The organism is Citrobacter sp. MGH103 (assembly GCF_001034475.2).
In the GTDB taxonomy this organism is placed as follows: Bacteria; Pseudomonadota; Gammaproteobacteria; order Enterobacterales; family Enterobacteriaceae; genus Citrobacter; species Citrobacter freundii.
In genome coordinates, this window is record NZ_CP073043.1 from 1,215,743 (window position 1) to 1,235,160 (window position 19,418).

At 51.1% G+C, this 19,418-nt stretch carries 23 protein-coding genes; 14 read left to right on the forward strand and 9 right to left on the reverse strand.

Annotated elements, in window-relative coordinates; genetic code table 11:
* Positions 1-200: 200 nt before the first annotated feature.
* On the reverse strand, positions 201-1,880 hold the full coding sequence (locus SK33_RS05815; protein ID WP_048218447.1) for an SgrR family transcriptional regulator: 1,680 nt from the start codon (positions 1,878-1,880) through the stop codon (positions 201-203).
* A 222-nt stretch (positions 1,881-2,102) separates the two neighbouring features.
* Between SK33_RS05815 and ptsG the strand changes: the two genes are divergently transcribed.
* From ptsG to SK33_RS05850, 8 genes are all read left to right on the forward strand, one after another.
* Positions 2,103-3,629, forward strand: a complete 1,527-nt coding sequence (gene ptsG, locus SK33_RS05820; protein WP_048218446.1) for a glucose-specific PTS transporter subunit IIBC — start codon at positions 2,103-2,105, stop codon at positions 3,627-3,629.
* Positions 3,626-4,468, forward strand: coding sequence for a glucose-6-phosphate isomerase family protein (locus SK33_RS05825; RefSeq protein ID WP_048218445.1), 843 nt, complete (start codon positions 3,626-3,628; stop codon positions 4,466-4,468). The genes ptsG and SK33_RS05825 overlap by 4 nt, the downstream gene beginning before the upstream one ends.
* Complete coding sequence (hxlB, locus tag SK33_RS05830; RefSeq protein ID WP_048218913.1) at positions 4,468-5,031, forward strand: 6-phospho-3-hexuloisomerase; 564 nt, start codon at positions 4,468-4,470, stop codon at positions 5,029-5,031. Before SK33_RS05825 ends, hxlB begins: the two co-directional genes overlap by 1 nt.
* Positions 5,032-5,054: 23 nt before the next feature.
* Complete coding sequence (hxlA, locus tag SK33_RS05835) at positions 5,055-5,690, forward strand: 3-hexulose-6-phosphate synthase (protein ID WP_048218444.1); 636 nt, start codon at positions 5,055-5,057, stop codon at positions 5,688-5,690.
* Between the two features lie 263 nt (positions 5,691-5,953).
* The gene (locus tag SK33_RS05840; RefSeq protein WP_162771967.1) at positions 5,954-6,265 is read left to right on the forward strand and encodes a HipA family kinase; all 312 of its coding nucleotides are present in this window, start codon (positions 5,954-5,956) and stop codon (positions 6,263-6,265) included.
* Between the two features lie 45 nt (positions 6,266-6,310).
* Entirely contained in the window at positions 6,311-7,291 is a 981-nt protein-coding gene (locus tag SK33_RS05845; RefSeq protein WP_000019445.1) for an IS5-like element ISKpn26 family transposase, read from the forward strand.
* Positions 7,273-7,473, forward strand: coding sequence for a hypothetical protein (locus SK33_RS26625; protein ID WP_326928973.1), 201 nt, complete (start codon positions 7,273-7,275; stop codon positions 7,471-7,473). Before SK33_RS05845 ends, SK33_RS26625 begins: the two co-directional genes overlap by 19 nt.
* Complete coding sequence (locus SK33_RS05850) at positions 7,391-7,903, forward strand: hypothetical protein (RefSeq protein WP_326928980.1); 513 nt, start codon at positions 7,391-7,393, stop codon at positions 7,901-7,903. The genes SK33_RS26625 and SK33_RS05850 overlap by 83 nt, the downstream gene beginning before the upstream one ends.
* Before the next feature lie 134 nt (positions 7,904-8,037).
* On the opposite strand, the gene SK33_RS05855 is transcribed toward SK33_RS05850, so the two are convergent.
* From SK33_RS05855 to srlA, 4 genes are read right to left on the reverse strand one after another with little or no spacing between them, the layout of a single operon-like run.
* Positions 8,038-9,060 carry a Gfo/Idh/MocA family protein gene (locus SK33_RS05855; RefSeq protein ID WP_048218442.1) on the reverse strand — a complete coding sequence of 341 codons (1,023 nt, stop codon included), beginning with the start codon at positions 9,058-9,060 and terminating at the stop codon, positions 8,038-8,040.
* Positions 9,061-9,070: 10 nt separating this feature from the next.
* On the reverse strand, positions 9,071-10,045 hold the full coding sequence (srlE, locus tag SK33_RS05860) for a PTS glucitol/sorbitol transporter subunit IIB (protein WP_048218441.1): 975 nt from the start codon (positions 10,043-10,045) through the stop codon (positions 9,071-9,073).
* Positions 10,042-10,416: a PTS glucitol/sorbitol transporter subunit IIA gene (locus tag SK33_RS05865; protein ID WP_048218439.1), complete on the reverse strand. Its 375-nt coding sequence runs from the start codon at positions 10,414-10,416 to the stop codon at positions 10,042-10,044. The genes srlE and SK33_RS05865 overlap by 4 nt, the downstream gene beginning before the upstream one ends.
* Positions 10,413-10,934, reverse strand: a complete 522-nt coding sequence (gene srlA / locus SK33_RS05870; protein ID WP_048218438.1) for a PTS glucitol/sorbitol transporter subunit IIC — start codon at positions 10,932-10,934, stop codon at positions 10,413-10,415. Before srlA ends, SK33_RS05865 begins: the two co-directional genes overlap by 4 nt.
* Positions 10,935-11,305: 371 nt before the next feature.
* Between srlA and SK33_RS05875 the strand changes: the two genes are divergently transcribed.
* The gene (locus SK33_RS05875; RefSeq protein ID WP_048218436.1) at positions 11,306-11,722 is read left to right on the forward strand and encodes a helix-turn-helix domain-containing protein; all 417 of its coding nucleotides are present in this window, start codon (positions 11,306-11,308) and stop codon (positions 11,720-11,722) included.
* A gap of 366 nt (positions 11,723-12,088) precedes the next feature.
* On the opposite strand, the gene SK33_RS05880 is transcribed toward SK33_RS05875, so the two are convergent.
* Complete coding sequence (locus tag SK33_RS05880; RefSeq protein ID WP_048218434.1) at positions 12,089-14,158, reverse strand: DUF927 domain-containing protein; 2,070 nt, start codon at positions 14,156-14,158, stop codon at positions 12,089-12,091.
* Positions 14,159-14,193: 35 nt separating this feature from the next.
* Positions 14,194-14,409: an AlpA family transcriptional regulator gene (locus SK33_RS05885; protein ID WP_032723754.1), complete on the reverse strand. Its 216-nt coding sequence runs from the start codon at positions 14,407-14,409 to the stop codon at positions 14,194-14,196.
* 506 nt (positions 14,410-14,915) lie between these two features.
* Here SK33_RS05885 and SK33_RS05890 point away from each other — a divergent pair.
* The 4 genes from SK33_RS05890 to SK33_RS05905 are packed head-to-tail and all read left to right on the forward strand — an operon-like array spanning position 14,916 to position 16,798.
* Positions 14,916-15,269 carry a hypothetical protein gene (locus SK33_RS05890; protein WP_048218433.1) on the forward strand — a complete coding sequence of 118 codons (354 nt, stop codon included), beginning with the start codon at positions 14,916-14,918 and terminating at the stop codon, positions 15,267-15,269.
* Entirely contained in the window at positions 15,266-15,808 is a 543-nt protein-coding gene (locus tag SK33_RS05895; RefSeq protein WP_048218432.1) for an ABC-three component system protein, read from the forward strand. The genes SK33_RS05890 and SK33_RS05895 overlap by 4 nt, the downstream gene beginning before the upstream one ends.
* Positions 15,802-16,323 (forward strand): ABC-three component system middle component 5, encoded by a 522-nt coding sequence (locus SK33_RS05900; RefSeq protein WP_048218912.1) that lies wholly within the window; start codon positions 15,802-15,804, stop codon positions 16,321-16,323. The genes SK33_RS05895 and SK33_RS05900 overlap by 7 nt, the downstream gene beginning before the upstream one ends.
* Positions 16,316-16,798, forward strand: coding sequence for an ATP-binding protein (locus SK33_RS05905; protein ID WP_162771966.1), 483 nt, complete (start codon positions 16,316-16,318; stop codon positions 16,796-16,798). Before SK33_RS05900 ends, SK33_RS05905 begins: the two co-directional genes overlap by 8 nt.
* Here SK33_RS05905 and SK33_RS26630 read toward each other — a convergent pair.
* Positions 16,690-16,917 carry a hypothetical protein gene (locus SK33_RS26630; protein ID WP_326928974.1) on the reverse strand — a complete coding sequence of 76 codons (228 nt, stop codon included), beginning with the start codon at positions 16,915-16,917 and terminating at the stop codon, positions 16,690-16,692. The two genes, SK33_RS05905 and SK33_RS26630, sit on opposite strands and share 109 nt — an antisense overlap.
* On the reverse strand, positions 16,899-17,879 hold the full coding sequence (locus SK33_RS05910; RefSeq protein ID WP_000019445.1) for an IS5-like element ISKpn26 family transposase: 981 nt from the start codon (positions 17,877-17,879) through the stop codon (positions 16,899-16,901). The genes SK33_RS26630 and SK33_RS05910 overlap by 19 nt, the downstream gene beginning before the upstream one ends.
* A gap of 95 nt (positions 17,880-17,974) precedes the next feature.
* Here SK33_RS05910 and SK33_RS05915 point away from each other — a divergent pair, with 95 nt between their 5' ends.
* Positions 17,975-19,408: a hypothetical protein gene (locus SK33_RS05915; RefSeq protein WP_162771965.1), complete on the forward strand. Its 1,434-nt coding sequence runs from the start codon at positions 17,975-17,977 to the stop codon at positions 19,406-19,408.
* Positions 19,409-19,418 lie beyond the last annotated feature (10 nt).

Consider the following 19,418-nt stretch of genomic DNA (forward strand, 5'->3'; position numbering starts at 1 on the left):
CATTGAGAATGGGCATTTTAGCTTCGTCTACCGGACGTTCTGAATGTAGGTATCGGTAGACCGTAAAGGGTGCTGCGGATGGATTTGATGGTATCGCCCATACAGATGGCCAAACGTTCCCCCACCCCAAATCCCGCACTTCTCTCCCTTACCCTTAAAGGCCTTTAAAGGCCCTTTAGCGAGCTTTTGCGGGCGTAGCATTATTCGAGCCAAAGTTGGCTAAAATCCGGCCATCCCAGCGTATTTAAATCCCGCCAGGTAAATGACTTCTCGGTCGCAAATTCCATCCAGTGATGCAGCAAAGGAATGACATATCGCTGGTGGGTCATCTCATGGAAAAAGGCGGCAATGGTGGCGAACGCCTGCTCATCGTCGCTGTTCAGAATCGTCGGCAGCAGGGCGTTCAGGTTTTGTCGCTGGGCTTCAGGCAAGCGCGTAAACAGCGCGGTGGACGCCAGCCATTCCAGAAACGCCGGAACCGAAAGGGTATCAAGCATAAAGTTGCTGAGCCAGATATCCGCAGGGGGGCGCGGCTGGCTGTTAAAGCGGTCAAATGCGTCGATCCGTATTTCGGCGCGAATATGCCAGCGCTCAAGCAGGATGCGAATCGCCCCGGCAAGCTCCACCAGTTCCGGCTGCTGAAAGGTGCTGATGATAACCGGCTGACGCAGGTTAAACGGCGCAGTGATCCCGCCAAAATCCACCGGGCGGTGGTTCCACTGCGGCAGCATACCCTGAGCAACGGAGAGGATGCGTGCGTATTCGTCGGGAAGCTGCGTCTGGCTGAGGAGTTCGACAGGTTGCAGCAGGTAATTGATAAACCGCCTTCCGGCCTCATCCGCAAAGGCTCCTTCACAGTCGAGCAGAACAAAACAGCATCCCTGTTCCAGACTACGCTCGTTAAGCGGGCGGTCATCCTGCGCCTCTTCGCCCCGCAGCAGGGGAATAAAGCTCATGCTGATATGCTCCGGAGCCCAGGTGAAAATGGTGATCTCATCCAGTCCGGGCCGCGCCTGGTGCCAGTGTTGATTGCGCCGCAGGACCATAAAGTTGTCGCTGTGCTCCCGCAGATGGAAAGCGCCGGTACAGCGGATGTGTCCGCGCTGGTAATCGAACAGCATCGTCGGCTGGGTGGCGAGCAGGCAGTCGAGCCGCCTGACCGGGTGATGCGTTTCAATCACCAGATGCCAGGGGGCGTCAGCGGTGATGGCTTTGATTGAGCTGAAAAGCGGCGCGAACTGCGGGCTCTGGCTGGCGGCGAGCAGGCAGCGCTCCACGGCGCTGGCATTCAACTCGCAGCCATCGGCAAAGCGCGCGGTAGATTTCAGCCAGAACTCCCAGCGGGTAAAGTCGTCGTTGTGGGTCCAGTAGTGGGCGATATCGGGAACGATCCTGCCCTGAACGGCGTCATAGCGCGTCAGCCCGCTCAGGCACTGGCGCAGGAGATGGCGTTCGGTCCGCCGTAGGGGAACGAGCGGATTAAGCGGATCCAGATTGCGATAGTAGGGGATGCGTACCCGCGTTTCGCTGCTTTTATCCTGTACCCCAAAGCGCCACAGGCTCAGGCGATCCAGCAGATACTTGTCGTTGCCGATAAACCGCAGCACGTTGCCGTAATCCTGCTTCTCCAGCAGCTTATTGACGTTCTGGCTGAACAGCTTTTCCGGCGAGGTTAACAGGTGGAGCCGTGAGCGCTTGCTACGTCCGCGCTGAGGCTGCCAGTCGAGCCATTTTTCCTGATGCATCTTTTTCAGCGCAATCCGGCAATTACGCACTGAACAGCCGAAGATGGCGGCGATCTCCTGCATCTGTAATTCGTGCGTCTGACCTGCGCCGTAGCGGGCGTGCAGCCTGCGAAAATGCGCCTCGAAGATACTCATATGATGGCCTCCCACCGAACGCGATTTCCTCTTTTATCCCTTTCTGACGGTTTCCGGCGTGATTGCCCTCATAAATTTTCCGGTTTTAAGCGAAAACCGGAAATAACTTTCGTCGTCGGTTGCTGTTTTTTTAATCATCTCCGGTTCGGATACTGAAGGTGTTCGGAGCAGAACCTGCTGTTGTGCGAATCCCTGTCATAAAGACGCGCTCAGGAGATCGAGATGAAAAGATTCAACCTTCTGCAAATGTTACAAAGCATCGGGCGATCGCTCATGATCCCCATTGCCATGCTGCCTGCCGCCGGTATTTTGCTGGCCTTCGGCGTCAGCTTTCAGGATCCCAATATTGTCGCCAGCCTGCCGTTTCTCGGCGCTGACTGGCTGGTTCACGTGCTGAAGCTGATGGCGGAAGCGGGCAGCGCGATTTTCGCTAACCTGCCGCTGCTGTTTGCGGTCGGCGTGGCGGTAGGGCTTAGTGACGATCAGGGGATTGCCGGGCTGTCGGCGATTGCTGGGTTTTTGATTATGAACGTGACCATCGGCCAGTTTCTGGGGATCACGTCCGAGTCGGTGGCGCAGGTGCGTGACTACACGATGGTGCTGGGCATCCCTTCGCTCCAGACCGGCGTGTTTGGCGGCATCATCATCGGGATTATTGCCGCCTGGCTATACAAACGGTATTACCGCATCCAGCTTCCATCCTGGCTGGAGTTCTTTTCCGGCAAGCGTTTTGTGCCGATAGTGACCTCCTTCGCCGCGCTGTTTGTCGGGCTGGTGATGGCGGTAGTCTGGCCGCCGGTCCAGCATCTGATTAATGGCCTGTCGAATACCATGACGGTGCAGGGGCCGGGCGTGTCCGCCTTCCTGTTCGGTTTTGTCGAGCGGCTGCTGATCCCGTTTGGTCTTAACCATGTCTGGTGGCCGACGTTCTGGCTGCAGTTTGGCGAGTACGTAAACAAGGCCGGGCAGGTGGTGCATGGCGACCAGCTTATCTTTTTTGCCCAGTTGAAAGACCAGGTGCCGATTACCGCCGGAACCTTTATGGCCGGGCTGACGCCAATCAAGATGTTCTGTATTCCGGCGATTGCGCTGGCGATCTACCGCTGCGCCAGCCCGGAAAACAAAGCGCGCGTGAAGGGCATTATGCTCTCTGGCGCGATCACCTCCATTGTCTGCGGTATCACCGAGCCGATTGAGTTCTCCTTCCTGTTTGTTGCGCCCGTGCTGTATGGCATTCACGCCGTCCTGGCGGGGCTGGTGTTCCTGCTGATGGAGTGGTTCAGCGTGCATATCGGGCTCTCTTTCTCCGGCGGGCTTATCGACTATCTGTTCTTTGGCGTTCTGCCGCGGGCCCCACACTGGTACATGGTGTTCCCGGTCGGGCTGGTGATGGGGGCGCTGTACTACGTCCTGTTTACCTTTGCCATCCGCCGCTGGAATTTGCTGACGCCGGGGCGTGAAGTCGAAGAAACCGCAGTAACTCAGGAAAACGAACAGAACGACCTGGTGAGCGGCATCATTCTGGCCTATGGCGGGCTGGGGAATATGACCAGCATTGAGGCCTGCATGTCACGTCTGCGCATTGACGTGACGGATAAGACGCTGGTGGACAAGGCGCTTCTGAAACAGCTTGGCGCGGCGGGCGTCGTCGAAGTTGGGAACAATATCCAGAGCGTATTTGGTATGAAATCCGATCGGCTGAAAGAGGCGATCCGCGCAGCTAACGCGTATACACAGGAGGCAAAATGAAACAGCTACACCACAGCGGCTTACCGCTGTATCTCAATGACGACGGTGTGATGGCGCTAAAACCCCCGCTGAACTATCTCGGCTTTGGCCGCAAAAGCGCCGGGCAGATGGCGGTGGTCTTACCGGAGTTCACCGAAGCGCAGCGTGATGAACCGGCTTACGATGTCTATCGCGGGCTCAGCTTTGCGGAGGATCAGGAACGGCTTGCTGCTGACCAGTACCAGTACGACATCACCATCATCATGCCGGGAACGATCGGTAAGGAGCGCAAGAAAACCAGCGGCCATTATCATGGCTATAACGACACGCGGCGCAACACCCATCCGGAAGTATATGAGGTGATTAAGGGCACGGCGGCATATATCCTGCAAAAGTCGCCGGATTTTGCCGTCGCGCCAAAAGACCTGCTGGTGGACGATCTTATCGTGGCCATCGTGAAGGAGGGGCAAAGCATTATCGTGCCGCCGAATTACGGTCACTGCTCCATCAATATTGGCGACGGGCCGCTGGTGTTCAGCAACCTCGCGTATAAACCCTGCGCGGTTCACTACGACACGGTGCAGTTTTACCACGGTATGGCCTGCTACATCGTGGAGGAGAACGGGCAGCTATGCGTGCGCAAAAATCACTACTACCCGCATATTCCGCGCATCAAATTCGCCACCGTCAAAGAGAACCCGCATCTTGGCATCACCTTCGATACGCCGCTTTACCAGCGCTACCGCGCCGCGCCGGAACGTTTTCACTTTCTGGGACATGTCGATAACTATGTCCGGGAAATCATGGGGATGCTCGAGTATCAGGATGATTTATTCCCGCTCAGTCAGGAGGACGCATGATGGAAACGCAATCTGTTGCAGGCGTCGCCTGTAGCGACTTGAATCAGGCGATGTCGCGGATTGATGGCGCTGCGCTGGCGCGTCTGGAGCAGGCCATTGCTGACGCGAACGCGATATTTGTTTTTGGTGCAGGGCGTTCGCTGTTAATGATGAAAGCTTTTGCGATGCGCCTGATGCATATCGGCCTGAAGGTGCATGTTGTCGGCGATGTGGTGACGCCTGCGCTGCAAAAAGGCGACCTGCTGCTGCTGGCCAGCGCATCGGGCGAAACGGCTTCGCTGGTGAATGTGGCAGCGAAAGCGAAGCAACTGGGTGGCACCGTGGCCTTGCTGACCATTTTCCCCGAGTCCACGCTGGGAAAACTGGCGGATGTGGTGGTCAGGATCCCGGCCTATACCGACAAATTGCCGGATGGACCGGATAACGTGAAAGGCATTCTGCCCGGCGGCAGCCTGTTTGAAGAGGCTGTCATGGTGCTGGGTGACGCCATGATTGTGAATCTGGCCCAGTCGACGGGATATCACTTAACCAAAGGCTTTGCGCTGCACGCCAACCTCGAATAGTCATTCGACACAAGGAAACCAACATGAAATTACAGCTTGCCCTGGACGAGTTAACCCTGCCTGAAGCGCTGGTGTTTATCGATAAGGTGGTTGATGACGTTGATATTATTGAAGTGGGCACGCCTTTTCTTATTCGGGAAGGCGTGAAGGCGATTAAAGCCATTAAAGAAAAATATCCACACAAGGAAGTACTGGCGGATGCGAAAATTATGGATGGGGGATATTTCGAGTCCCGGCTGTTATTTGATGCTGGCGCAGACTACGTTACGGTTCTGGGCGTGACGGATGTTTTAACGATCCAGGCGTGTATCCGGGCGGCAAAAGAGACGGGAAAACAGGTGGTGGTGGATATGATTTCTGTCGATGATCTTACTGCCAAAGTTATTTTGCTGGAGGCCGCCGGTGCCGATCTGCTGGCGGTACACACCGGTACCGATCAGCAGGCAGCGGGGCGTAAACCGATTGATGATTTGGTCACGATGCTGAAGGCGCGCAGGAAATCGCGGATTGCCGTAGCAGGCGGCATCAGCAGCCAGACGGTGAAGGACTATGCGCTGTTAGGCCCGGATGTGGTGATTGTGGGGTCGGCGATTACGCATTCGGCGGATCCGGCAGGTGAAGCGAGAAAGATTTCACAGGTATTGTTGCAGCATCACTGAGGTTAGACGGACAGAGCGACATCTGGCGCGACTGTGTGCCAGATGTCCGAATAATCATAAGATTGTGCCTTCAGTCTGGTTGATACATGTTTAGTGATCTTACCTACCGATAGTGGACATGCGGTTAAGTGAGTAAACTCTTCATCAGAGGTAACTCACGTGGCAAAATTAATAGCTCGGGAGTCCTTCGAAAATGTTTGTGCTCCTTTTAGTTATACAATTATACTTCACGCCATATTTTATTATTTTTATTGAAGGTCACCGTGATTATAATTGATTCCATTAAAGATAAATTGGAAAAATCCACAAATCACTCCAATCCTTTTATTGGTGTTGATGAGCTAGGCAATGATTGGTTTGTAAAAACATATTTCAGCAAGTCCGGTCATGAAACAAATGCGTTGTTTAATGAATTAGTAGCTTTTAAATTAGCCGAAAAAATAGGTTTGCCTTGGCCAAAAGGCCATGTAGTTCAGTTTTCTGAAAGTGTAAAGAGTGAACTAAATGTATCAACTTCTCATTTTATTGCATATGAGTTCATACATAATCTAGGGAAGGTGCGAACAAGTTCCTGATATGAGATCATCATATTCATCCGGAGCGCATCCCAGAGGGACATCATGAGCCATCAACTCACCTTCGCCGATAGTGAATTCAGCACTAAGCGCCGTCAGACCCGAAAAGAGATTTTCCTCTCCCGCATGGAGCAGATTCTGCCATGGCAGAATATGACCGCTGTCATCGAGCCGTTTTATCCCAAGGCGGGCAATGGCCGACGGCCCTATCCGCTGGAGACCATGCTGCGTATTCACTGCATGCAGCATTGGTACAACCTGAGCGACGGTGCCATGGAAGATGCCCTGTACGAAATCGCCTCCATGCGCCTGTTTGCCCGATTATCCCTGGATAGCGCCCTGCCGGATCGCACCACCATCATGAATTTCCGCCACCTGCTCGAGCAGCATCAACTGGCCCGTCAATTGTTCAAGACCATCAATCGCTGGCTGGCCGAAGCAGGCGTCATGATGACCCAAGGTACTTTGGTGGATGCCACCATCATTGAGGCACCCAGCTCTACCAAGAACAAAGAGCAGCAACGCGATCCGGAGATGCATCAGACCAAGAAAGGCAATCAGTGGCACTTTGGCATGAAGGCCCACATTGGTGTCGATGCCAAGAGTGGCCTGACCCACAGCCTGGTCACCACCGCGGCCAACGAGCATGACCTCAATCAGCTGGGTAATCTGCTTCATGGAGAGGAGCAATTTGTCTCAGCCGATGCCGGCTACCAAGGAGCGCCACAGCGCGAGGAGCTGGCCGAGGTGGATGTGGACTGGCTGATCGCCGAGCGTCCCGGCAAGGTAAAAACCTTGAAGCAGCATCCGCGCAAGAACAAAACGGCCATCAACATCGAATACATGAAAGCCAGCATCCGTGCCAGGGTGGAGCACCCGTTTCGCATCATCAAGCGGCAGTTCGGCTTCGTGAAAGCCAGATACAAGGGGCTGCTGAAAAACGATAACCAACTGGCGATGTTATTCACCCTGGCCAACCTGTTTCGGGTGGACCAAATGATACGTCAGTGGGAGAGATCTCAGTAAAAACCGGAAATAACGCCAGAAATGGTGGAAAAAATAGCCTAAATAGGCTGATTCGATGTGTTTGCGGGAAAAAAATCGGCCCAGATCCGCGAAATTTTAATCAGCGAGTCAGCTTGGGAAGAAATGACCTGCTTATTCGCACCTTCCCTAGAAGAGTTGCCTGTAGGTTATCAATTCAGTAATAACCAAATGAAAAATCTCTATGGCAAATCAATATTTGATAATTGGCTATCAATAGGTGATGTAAAAAATGATACTTGCAAATTGTTAAATGGCGAATTGCTATTCATGGATGCTGGAATCGCCTTTGAAGATGATAATTGTGAGACGTGGGGAGAAGATGGTCTTATATGGACGGATAATAAATTGTTTATTGAATCATCGCCATATCATCGCGGAATTTTGCATTCTGCAGAAGAGTATAAGTCATGGATGGATAAAATTTGTGAAATACCTGTTGAGTTTTATCAATCCATCGCAGATAGCATCCCTCAAGATTGGCATGTTCCGGAAAGTTACAAATTAAAATTTGTTGAGGTATTTTCATCATCTTGTGAGAATTTTATTCCTATGATGAAATCATATATTGAGTGGGAATTAAATCACCAATAATATGAATAACTAAGCGAAACATCCGCTTCTTGCTCAAAGCTAACCATGCTTTCTAATAATTCCTGCGCTTTATCTGGCTTGCAGGACTAAGGGCTTTACCAATCTGACGTAACAGAAAGGTACAGCCCTTGAAGTTATGGCATTATCGTGCGTTCAGGCTTCCCACTCACCAGGCTGCGATGCACCGCCTCGCAAATCCGGCTCACAGCCAGCCCGTCCACTGCGGTTACCGGGTACGGTGACCTGTTCCTGACCGCGCGCACAAAATCATTGATCGGGTCGATACCAAAACCACTGGCAACGCCGTTGCGGTAGTTGATGAAATAGCTGTTGGGCGTGAGCGTCATGCCCGGCGTGGTGATTTCCAGTCCCCGGTGCTGTGAGGAACTGCGGATATACGTTGCCTCGCAGAGGATATCGATACGCCCGTCGTTGTCCTTCGGAAAGCCCTCCGGCAGCACCCACGAGTTTTCCACCACCCACGAACTGCCGTCGGCCATTGTCAGCAGGCTCTGCACGCTGTCGAAGGTGTCGAGGCCGCATTCAACCATCAGCCGCTTCTGCCCGACGGCATACACCGACACCACTTCCTGGCCGGAGAGATGGCGCACCAGGTCAAAGCAGTGGGAGCCGAGGAACCACACCGGGGAGCTTGCGCCCGCCCAGTCCAGCCATTCCGTTGGCACGCTGATGACATCGTCCATGCTGATATGGCCGTGCAGGATGCGCCCGGCTTCCGGCTTCTCCAGTTCGGCCTTAATACGCATCACCGCCGGGTCCCAGCGCTTGTGGAAATCGACGCCGACCAGCAGGTCCCGCTGCCGCGCCGTCTCCACGATAAGCTCACATTCGCGTACCGAGGTGGCGAGCGGTTTCTCCCCAAGCACATGTTTGCCGTAGCGCAGGGCGGTGAGGATGGATTCGGTGTGGTACGGGTCAGGTGTCGCCACCGAGACGATATCAATAGCCTCCTGCTGTAGTAACCGATCCAGTCGTGTGTAGCCCTGGATCCCGTACGCCATGGCAAGATCATCACAGCGTTCCTCATCTGTTTCGCAGATGGCGACCAGCACCGTGTCCGGGTTGTGGCGGTACGCGTTCATATGGTGTTTGCCGTAGATACCTGCGCCCACCACGGCGGCTCTGATTTTGTTCATTAGTGAGTCCTCAGAATAAGCCCAGGGAAAACAGCCAGCCGATGATGACGGCCAGCGGTCCGGTCAGTTGTCTCGACAGCAGAAACGCGGGTACACCTTTTGCGATGGTCTCCGGCTTTGCCTCCTGCATCGAAAGGCCAACAGGCACGAAGTCGCAGCCGACCTGCACGTTGATGGCAAACAGCGCGGGCAGGGCGAAGGCCGGAGAGATGGCACCCGCGCCAATCTGGGTACCAATCATCACGCCAATCACCTGAGAGATGGCTGCACCCGGCCCGAGCACCGGGGAGAGGAACGGAATGCCGCAGATGAGCGACAGCAGCACCAGCCCCCACAGCGAGTTCGCCAGCGGCGTCAGGGCGTGGGCAATCAGGCTGCCGAGTGCGGTCTCCTGCACCAGGGCAATCAGCAGCGACACAAAGGCCATAAACGGAATAACGTTGCGCAGCGACACGTCCACCGCCTCGCGGCTGGCGGCGAACAACAGGGCGATAACGTGGCCGACGGCGGTACCGGTACGCTCGACCATGCGCACCAGTTTTTCCGCGCCATGTGGAGGTGGCGGCGTGGTGATGACCCGTGGCTCAGGCATGGCCTCTGGCTCGCTGTCCGGTACGTCGGCGGTATCCACCAGAACCAGCTGCTCCATCGTGACGCCGGAGACGTAGTTATCCTCGTTAATAAACTGCGCCAGCGGCCCGGCGCGCCAGGTGGGCAGCACGTTGATGGTCGGGATGCCCTTCTGCGGATACAGGCCGCAGCGCAGGGACCCGGCGCAGTTAATCACCACGCACAGGATGTCGTTATCCGGCGGGATATCAGCGAAGCCGTTGACGATTTCTGATTCGGTGAGCGCGCCGATTTCTATCGCCACCGGATGAATCTCGCGTCCGGTCAGTGACAGCACCTTTTTGCCACTCCCTATGGGTAGCCACAGTCCTTTACCGTAGCCGCCGGGACCGGGAGGAATAAGCACCGTATTCATGGGCGTCCCTCCGCAATCATCAGTTCTCCGTGCAGGGCTGAGAGCAATGGCACTGGGCCGGAGAGATGGACCACGCCGGGATGGAAGGCATTCAGGCTGCCGTCAAATTTCATCGTCAGATGGCCAAGCTCAAACAGCGACTGCTGTGCCTCTTTACCCACAGCCGTAATGAGGTAGCTGTATCCGGCCAGTAACAGGGTATCGCCCGGCAGAATGAACAGATTTTCTTCCCGCATGGTCGGCTCCAGTGACAGCGAGTAATCCAGACAGTCCTTCGGCCCGTTGCTGTCGAAGGTGATGAGCATTTTGTCGGTCAGGCCGTCAGCGACAAACAACCCGATGGCGACGATACTTGCGCAGTAAATCATCATGGCGCATTCCCCCGCTTGCTGAGCCGCAGGAACAGGTACTCGGTGATAATTCCACGTATCAGGCCAATCAGCATGGCGGCAGCGATATAGCGCAGCGCCAGCGAGGTGACGGGCAGGCCGAGCGCCTTAATCCCGGCGGCGACGCCGAGCCAGACGAACAGCTCCGACGGCACCACGTGGGGAAACAGGCTGGTGAGCGGATGGGCGGTAGTGCCGAGCGCATCCTCATAGCCGGGCTTGCTCTTCTCAGGTAAGAGTTTCCCGAGCGTCAGCGCGCCGGGGCTGCTCATAAAGAACCAGCCGAGTACCGGCAGTACGCCGTAGGTGAGAATGCGTGAGCGACCGAGCAGGGCGGCGACTTTCTCCATCCGTACGGTGCCGACCAGCTTCATCAGGAAGTTGATGGCCAGCAACAGGCAGATGAGCATCGGGATAAGTCCGGTCATCATGTCGAGGAAGATTTTGCCTGCGGTCTGGAATACATGAATAAACGCCTCAGCGAGGCTGACTGTCCACATAAGGAGTCCTCCGGGTAAAAGGCCCGGAGCACACAGACTTATCGGACAGAGGTTAAGGCATGACAGGCGTAAGCGTCTGGGGCTCCGGTAATGGCGATAAACAGCTGTGATTCATACTGCTTTCTTTGTTATCCCCGCTTGTGGCGTGTTTTTGTGAACTGAGCGGTTTTCAGGACGAGCGCATGCGTGGCAATTCAGCCCTGAGTATGCGATGCTCAGCAGTTGGGTTTGCAGAGGGTGATAGTCTGCAATTTGTACAGATAAGTTATCACATGATTTTGTGAGTTTAAAGATCTGTTTTTCACAACATATTGTGAATTTATTTTTATTGAATTCAACAAAATCAATTGATTACTGATTAGTGGCGTCTAATGTCTAAAAAAGATAATCAATTTTTTGATCAAGATAACAATTTTCAGTTTGGCACTCGCCTTGCCGAAGCGATGTCGTTATCTGAAGACACAGTCAGTTCTCTGGTAGATAAAACCGGTATTCCCAATTCAACCATTCGAAGCTATCTGAAGGGAGAATCCGTTCCCGGAATCATGCAACTTCGGAAGATAGCTGCTGGTATGGGCATCAAAGCGGGATGGTTTTTAGGTGATGATGAAGAGTTTGCCTGTCCAAAGGACGGGATGTCAGAAATTGAAAAGGATCTTGAGCTACTCAATAACCTGTTCAAATACATGGCCCCTGTACAGCGAGGGCGGGTACTGAAACGCGTTCTGGCAAGTGTGGCGCGTCAGATCGACCATAATATTGACGGCGACAATAATACTGAGCAATAGAACTATCGATCACTATCAGTCTGTATCTCTCATGGCTTTTGCCCTTTAAGGGCAGGCCCGTTCCCCTTATTCTCCCTTCCTTTCAGCCTTTGCCGTTTCAGCCCCTTTTCGCCATTTTCAGTTCTTCTGTTTTTGAGGTGGTACAGGTGGGACAAGTGGTACAACCGCGCCAGCCGTGGCTTTGCGCTGTACCACTTGAAAAATGTCAGTCTGAAAAGTGGGACAGTCTCAACAACGGTTGTCCCACCCTGTACCACTTTTTTTAAACAATATTCTGTAAGGTGGGACGCTGAAACCCGCGCCAGCTCTGCGTGTACCACTTGTCCCACCCTGTACCACCTTTTTTTAAGATACGCGAGACTGCACTCAGATACTGAGGATGCGGGAGGTAAGGCGGTAGACCCTGGCTTTGCCGATCTCCGGCAGGCGAACCTGCGACTGGTATTTCCCGTCACTGCCGGGCAGCAGGCAACCAGCTTCCTGGCATAACCTGGCTGCTTTTGCCGGGCTGAATCCCCGGCACATTTCCCGCCAGCCCTCCGGCAGGATGTGAAACAGTGTGTGTTCTTCACCCGTCAGCGGATCTTTTTCCACCCGGCGAAAGCCCACCATATTCAGCGGGCGGTCCGGGCCATCCCACGAGGCAAAGCGGCTGTACTGGTGCGCGGTGATGAACCGCTTGATCTGCGCCAGCACGCCTTCATCCTCCTGGTTGGCGATATGCCCGCGCTCGTTCAGCCAGGCGTGCAGGCAGATCTGCACCGCCTCATACGCCGCGCCTTCCTGCCAGCCCGTGACGCCGTGCAGCGTCGCCATCTCTCCGGCCACCGCCAGCAGGGCAAATCGGGCCACGATACGCTGTACCTGGTTTCCGGCGTTCTCAGGCATCAGGGCGGTCTGGTAGCGGCGAAGTAACTCTCTTGCCAGGGCGGTGCTGGCGTCCAGGTCGCAGGTGAGGAAGGTCAGCCAGGCACGAAAGGCGGTGCCGTGAAAGCGGGCCACCCGGTCGCAGAGGGCATCGGCGAACTGCTGGCCGCTGGCAAACCCGTGCAACTGCTCAAACGCACCATGCTGTCCGGTGTCGCTGGGGATTTGTACCATGCGCACGTCCATCCCTGCGTAGAGGCGCTCTCCGGCGCGTTCGGTATGTTCCGCCAGCGACAATTCCCCGGTGGAGAACAGCAGCAGCGTCCAGTGCCTGCGGTTACGCATTTCGCCATCGGTACGTGCACGCCCCTTGCCCTGGCCGTTCGCCAGCATATAGGCAATCATCCCGGCTTCACGCGGGTCCACTTCGTGCAGTTCATCGAGCGGCAGCAGGGCATCATTGTGTCGGCTGGCAATTCCCTCCAGCGCATTCCCGGTGGCCCGCCAGGAGTGCCAGTAATCGGTGCCACCACAGACGGAGGCGGCCACCTTCATCACCGTGGTTTTGCCGTCGGTGGACTCACCGCGCAGGTGAAAGCCTCCGCCACCCGTTCCGGTCAGGTGCAGCAGCGGGGCAGCCAGCGCACAGCAGACGGCAAAGACCAGCCGCGAGTTGCCGGCACAGAGCGCGGCGACCTGCTCCTGCCACTCTGCCAGCGTACCGGCCTGGGCAAAGCCGCCGGACAGATAGTGGCTGCCCTGAAGGATGACATTGTCGCCACCGGGACCGATAACCTCATCCGGCAGCACATACACGCCGCTGTGCCAGCCGGTTTTCTCCACGCAGGTGACCCTGCGTCCGGGGAGTGACCGCGAGATGTATTCGCATAACAGGCTGCGCAGGGCGGGGCGGGTGGAGATGTAGGTCAGGCCGTTTTCCAGCAGAATGCGCCGCAGCTCCTCGCCGTTGCCGCTGAGCATTGCCATCGGCATGGCCCAGCGCTGCAACTGCCCGGTGGTGGTGTGCCATTCCAGCAGTCGGCCATAGCTGCCGTCATGGCTGTCGCAGGTGATGGCGGTGACGCGCAGCGGGGAACAGATGCGCTGGGGCTGGACGTCGCTTTCCCCGTCGCGCCGTTCGGTGAGCCTGTCAAACCACAGCGCCTCTTCATCGAGGCGGAAGTGATCCGGCAGGATATCGGAAGGCTTTTCCTGCCGCAGGCGTATAAGCTGCCCGGTCCAGTTTTCCAGCAACTCACCGTCGGGAGTCATCAGCCGGGCCATCTGTACACCCGCGTGCGCCAGTTTTACGGCGATTTTGAGCAGGTCCTCTTCGCCAATATCGCCGGAGCGAAGTACCCGGACGTAGAGCGTGTCGGGCCTGATAATGGTCAGGTTGTCCAGATCGACCAGTTCATCCGGGCCGAGCACCACCGGAGGAATATTGTCTTCCCGTTCAGGATCTTTTCGCCAGGCGCGTGAGGTCTCCCATGCCAGGCTTCCGGCAAGGATCACCACTTCGAGTGTGCGGTCCGGAAACTGCTTACAGAGAAAGGGGGCGCGTTTCATGATGGGGTATCGGTTGGCTCATCCCTGAGCGTGGATTAACGGATGGCTGTGCGGCGCTGTTGCCACTGGCGGATTTCAGCGGCATCGAAGACCACCAGTCGGGAAGAGAGGTGGACGGGGCGGGGAAAGTCGGTGTTTTTAATCAGGCGGTAAACCGAGGATTCGCTCATCGCCAGAAACTGGACCACCTGCCGCATACGCACGTTGCCGCTTTCGGGAAAAGCATCGCTGCTGTCAGCACGGGTTTTCATGATTGCACCTCACGGGAACAGAGTGTCGGAGCGGTTATAGCGCGGAACGGGGAGGGGAGGTATAGGTCCGGGTGAAAAAGTAGAGTCCGGGTAGAAGGTAAGGAGTCCGGTAATAATACAATTGTTGCTATATTTTATGCATTTACGTTAACTGCATGAAAAAATGTGTTTGTTTTTTTATCTAATGATAAGTGGTAAGGATAGGGGGAGTTTAATGGACGGTAACGCACGGCAACGAAAACATCATGATCTCTGATGCCATCTTGCTATCGGCTAGGAGCAAGAAAACTACATTGAACTCACAATGTACGAAGCGATTCGAAGGGTCTAATGAGAGTTACGTTTTTAGCACTCAGAATCAAAATCAATCAACTCAAAAAAAACTAACCAATTGAAATTATTGGATAATTAAGCAATTTCATTTTTTGCTTTTTGATGGATTTTATGCTTTTGTAGTGATAAATTATCAATACTTTCAATGTGCTAATTCATGGTTAGGGAACTCGATGAGTGACTTTTGGAGCAAATCTATAAAGATAGTTGGCCTTCCTGGACTTGTACTTTATATCTTTTATTGTTTAATTGATAAAATATTTGATGAAAAATTAACTCATCTATTAGGGATAGAGCGGGTTTTCGTTCTTATTATAATTATTTTGATTCTTCTGACTGTATTCTTTTTATATTCAACCTTTAAAACAACAAAGCCTTTTGATAATGGTGAAAAGGATCATGCTCAACCTAAAAATAAATCTGTGGAAGATGATGAATCTGAACGATTATCGCCGACGTCTATAAAAAATCAGACTGTTGTATACCGTGATAATGCCAAACACAAAGGAGATAATAATTTCTCATGAATATCTCTCAAGTGCGATATCAAGATGGAGCATCGCATGACGGTGACAACAATTTTTACACGTTATCGAGTTTAGAATCTACTATTGATCAAGTTAAAAAATCTTGTTTAGGACATGATGAGTTAATATCAATTATGGAAGATTTGGCTGAATATCTCGATGATTATCCGGGCAGAGCTATCATTGGTCTGGAAGCTAAACTTTTACGTGGTGACCGTTCTGACTTAGTGGAAAGAGCTACCAGATTAAAGAGTAAGTTTGCTAGAAGAGTTGCAAAAGATCAGATGTCATTGGTCGAACAAACGGTTTATATTCAAGTCTTATCAGCTATTTGCTCAAGCTGGCATCAGTGTATATATCCTGCAATAATAAGTGGTCAGAGTAAAATAGAAGTCGATCGACTTATTAATATAGAAATAATACAACCAGTGCATAAAGCTATTGTCCGTTTTGATAGTTTAGTAACTACTGAGTTAGTATCAGGAATGCTCTATTTTCTAACTGGCCTATGTCATGTATCATGGGAGGTAAAGTGTTAATATATCATCCCATATTTGACGCAAATCATTGTGTTTTTAGAACGTTGCTTTTATTGCAAGAGCAAAATCATTGTGAAATAGATATTGAGCTATTTAGGCTTATGGATTTTTATGTGCTTTTTCCTAGTCTCTTAAAATCTATAAAACCATTCCCAAGTGAGTTGAGAATCTATAAAAAAGAAATACAAAAAATATGTGAGCCATATGAGAATATACAAAACCCTAATAGAATATTTGTTGAGTTAAGAAGAATACAGTCGATTGCATTTTATCATCTCTTATCAAAACAATTAATTGATATGAAAAGTTTTGAGAACGGTATGATTAAGAGAACAGAAACAAATTTGCCAGATCAATTAGTAGCATCATTAAATGAAGCAGCAATCAAAAAAAATAAATGGTTTATTCTGGTTTCTAAAGAGTTCCAAAAAATAGAATTTTATGGGGCAAATGGCCTTAAAAAAAGAACGGGACTCATGGAGTATAGATATGATGAGGTCGAAAAAAATGGTTAAACCCCATTTACTTGTAGAACGATTCGCGGTATCAAGAAATGAAAAATTCGTTTATGATCAGTATTTTCATAAGGGTGTAAACATCATAAGAGGTTGGAATGGTACAGGTAAATCAACCATTGTAGATCTACTTTCATATGCTTTAGGATCCGTTATAACTGATTGGACTCAGCATCAATCTTATTGTGACAATGTTTTCGCACAAGTTTTACTTAATGGAATCAGGGTCACTTTAAAAAGAAATATTGTTGAAAACGGCCTTTCAAAAATGCACTTACATGAAGGTACAATTGATTCAGCAATTAAATGTGGTGCTCAATGGACAAGCTATCCTTATCGAAGAAGCGATACGTTGCATAGTTTCTCTCAGCAAATTTTTGAGTTACTAGGGCTGCCAAGGCATAAAACTGATGATGAGCGTAATCTAAGGAAGGTGCGAATAAGCAGGTCATTTCTTCCCAAGCTGACTCGCTGATTAAAATTTCGCGGATCTGGGCCGATTTTTTTCCCGCAAACACATCGAATCAGCCTATTTAGGCTATTTTTTCCACCATTTCTGGCGTTATTTCCGGTTTTTACTGAGATCTCTCCCACTGACGTATCATTTGGTCCACCCGAAACAGGTTGGCCAGGGTGAATAACATCGCCAGTTGGTTATCGTTTTTCAGCAGCCCTTTGTATCTGGCTTTCACGAAGCCGAACTGCCGCTTGATGATGCGAAACGGGTGCTCCACCCTGGCACGGATGCTGGCTTTCATGTATTCGATGTTGATGGCCGTTTTGTTCTTGCGCGGATGCTGCTTCAAGGTTTTTACCTTGCCGGGACGCTCGGCGATCAGCCAGTCCACATCCACCTCGGCCAGCTCCTCGCGCTGTGGCGCTCCTTGGTAGCCGGCATCGGCTGAGACAAATTGCTCCTCTCCATGAAGCAGATTACCCAGCTGATTGAGGTCATGCTCGTTGGCCGCGGTGGTGACTAGGCTGTGGGTCAGGCCACTCTTGGCATCGACACCAATGTGGGCCTTCATGCCAAAGTGCCACTGATTGCCTTTCTTGGTCTGATGCATCTCCGGATCGCGTTGCTGCTCTTTGTTCTTGGTAGAGCTGGGGGCCTCAATGATGGTGGCATCCACCAAAGTGCCTTGGGTCATCATGACGCCTGCTTCGGCCAGCCAGCGATTGATGGTCTTGAACAATTGACGTGCCAGTTGATGCTGCTCGAGCAGGTGGCGGAAATTCATGATGGTGGTGCGATCCGGCAGGGCGCTATCCAGGGATAATCGGGCAAACAGGCGCATGGAGGCGATTTCGTACAGGGCATCTTCCATGGCACCGTCGCTCAGGTTGTACCAATGCTGCATGCAGTGAATACGCAGCATGGTCTCCAGCGGATAGGGCCGTCGGCCATTGCCCGCCTTGGGATAAAACGGCTCGATGACAGCGGTCATATTCTGCCATGGCAGAATCTGCTCCATGCGGGAGAGGAAAATCTCTTTTCGGGTCTGACGGCGCTTAGTGCTGAATTCACTATCGGCGAAGGTGAGTTGATGGCTCATGATGTCCCTCTGGGATGCGCTCCGGATGAATATGATGATCTCATATCAGGAACTTGTTCGCACCTTCCCTAACACTTCATCAGATAATGCGACTTATGTATATTGATCAATTATCAGCAACGACAAAGTTATTAAAAGAAGAAAAGAATTTTGATAACCCAAATTTAAGGCGTGCTATTGGCGAATATCTTCTTGGCATTGATGATTTAGAAGCTCACAATTTAAGACAGGAGTTGTTATCAGAAACTAAACGCTTCGAAAAATATAACTCTGAAGCCAATGCTATTTTTAAAATAATTGGTGGTGATAATGTAAGAGTTAATGAGAATTCGTTGAATGAGAGGATTGATAATTATTCAATGGAGCTTGATGCTCTTAATGAAAAAATGGAGTCATTACTTTCTAGTGGAAATACCAATCTAAATAAAGAAGAACAGACAATTTTATCTAAGTTGCAAAGCGAAAACATGGAATTAGTTGCGCAACGACTTAAAATTGAAGAGGATATTCTTTCTTTAACAAAAGAAATAAATGATACTAAATTATTTTTGATTTCCCTCGAATCAAGAAAAGATGCTTTACTTCATTCTAAAGCTGTAAATTTTTCTCTTGGTAGCATTGAGTTTAAATACTGTCCTTCCTGCTTGAGTCTTATTGAGAGCAATAGTGATAAACATAGCTGTGGGCTATGTAAAAGCAAACATAACAAAAACTCTTCGGATGATGCTTATGTAAAACAATTAAATAATCTAAATTTCCAAGCAAAAGAAAGTAATCAGGTAATAAAGAATCTTGAGGTTGAAGTTACAGAATTAAAAATTTCCCTAGAAAAAACAAATCTTAAAATAAACGAAATTGCTAGGAATCTTAAGACGTTTTCCGTTATCCCATCTGAAAAAGAAAGTTTGATTGTCGAAATTGGGAAAAACATAGGGTTTATTGAAGGCGCAATTCTTTCACTTGAGGAAAATAGAAGCGGGATCGCTAAAATAAATTCTTTGTTGCTTGAAAAACAACAGGCTCAAAGAAGGATTCTTGAAATTAAGGAAAAATTAGATACCTTGGACAAGGCACAAGCCGAGAGACAAGTGTCTGTTTATTCAGATATAGAAAATATTACTAAACGTTTACTTATATCTGATGATGGCAATGAACCAGCATTTGATAGTCCTGGGGATGTTATAATTGATTTCGCTAGAGATAGAATGTACCTAGATGGTATGAGTAAGTTTTCTGCTAGTTCAATGGTTATCTTTAAGAATAGTATAAGACTTGCTATTTTCTTACACTGCGTTGACGATCCTGAAACTCGTCTACCTAATTTTATGATCATGGATAACATCGAAGATAAAGGAATGGTAGAAGCGCGAAGTCATAACTTCCAGCATGTTATTATTAGTGAATGTCAAAAGCTACACGACAATTATCAACTTATATTCACAACATCAATGATATCTCCTGAATTGAACAATACAGCGTTTTGTGTTGGGCCTTATTATCCTAAGGGTGATCATACACTTAATCTGTAAATTGCTTTTC

Coding starts and splice junctions, on each gene's coding strand:
- SK33_RS05910 (WP_000019445.1), bottom strand. CDS start 17,879: ATGAGCCATCAACTCACCTTCGCCGATAGTGAATTCAGCACTAAGCGC.
- SK33_RS05890 (WP_048218433.1), top strand. CDS start 14,916: ATGAGTGACTTTTGGAGCAAATCTATAAAGATAGTTGGCCTTCCTGGA.
- SK33_RS05855 (WP_048218442.1), bottom strand. CDS start 9,060: ATGAACAAAATCAGAGCCGCCGTGGTGGGCGCAGGTATCTACGGCAAA.
- SK33_RS05845 (WP_000019445.1), top strand. CDS start 6,311: ATGAGCCATCAACTCACCTTCGCCGATAGTGAATTCAGCACTAAGCGC.
- srlE (WP_048218441.1), bottom strand. CDS start 10,045: ATGAATACGGTGCTTATTCCTCCCGGTCCCGGCGGCTACGGTAAAGGA.
- SK33_RS05905 (WP_162771966.1), top strand. CDS start 16,316: ATGGTTAAACCCCATTTACTTGTAGAACGATTCGCGGTATCAAGAAAT.
- hxlA (WP_048218444.1), top strand. CDS start 5,055: ATGAAATTACAGCTTGCCCTGGACGAGTTAACCCTGCCTGAAGCGCTG.
- ptsG (WP_048218446.1), top strand. CDS start 2,103: ATGAAAAGATTCAACCTTCTGCAAATGTTACAAAGCATCGGGCGATCG.
- SK33_RS05825 (WP_048218445.1), top strand. CDS start 3,626: ATGAAACAGCTACACCACAGCGGCTTACCGCTGTATCTCAATGACGAC.
- hxlB (WP_048218913.1), top strand. CDS start 4,468: ATGGAAACGCAATCTGTTGCAGGCGTCGCCTGTAGCGACTTGAATCAG.
- SK33_RS05875 (WP_048218436.1), top strand. CDS start 11,306: ATGTCTAAAAAAGATAATCAATTTTTTGATCAAGATAACAATTTTCAG.
- SK33_RS05885 (WP_032723754.1), bottom strand. CDS start 14,409: ATGAAAACCCGTGCTGACAGCAGCGATGCTTTTCCCGAAAGCGGCAAC.
- SK33_RS05915 (WP_162771965.1), top strand. CDS start 17,975: ATGTATATTGATCAATTATCAGCAACGACAAAGTTATTAAAAGAAGAA.
- SK33_RS05895 (WP_048218432.1), top strand. CDS start 15,266: ATGAATATCTCTCAAGTGCGATATCAAGATGGAGCATCGCATGACGGT.
- SK33_RS05880 (WP_048218434.1), bottom strand. CDS start 14,158: ATGAAACGCGCCCCCTTTCTCTGTAAGCAGTTTCCGGACCGCACACTC.
- SK33_RS05815 (WP_048218447.1), bottom strand. CDS start 1,880: ATGAGTATCTTCGAGGCGCATTTTCGCAGGCTGCACGCCCGCTACGGC.
- srlA (WP_048218438.1), bottom strand. CDS start 10,934: ATGTGGACAGTCAGCCTCGCTGAGGCGTTTATTCATGTATTCCAGACC.
- SK33_RS05865 (WP_048218439.1), bottom strand. CDS start 10,416: ATGATGATTTACTGCGCAAGTATCGTCGCCATCGGGTTGTTTGTCGCT.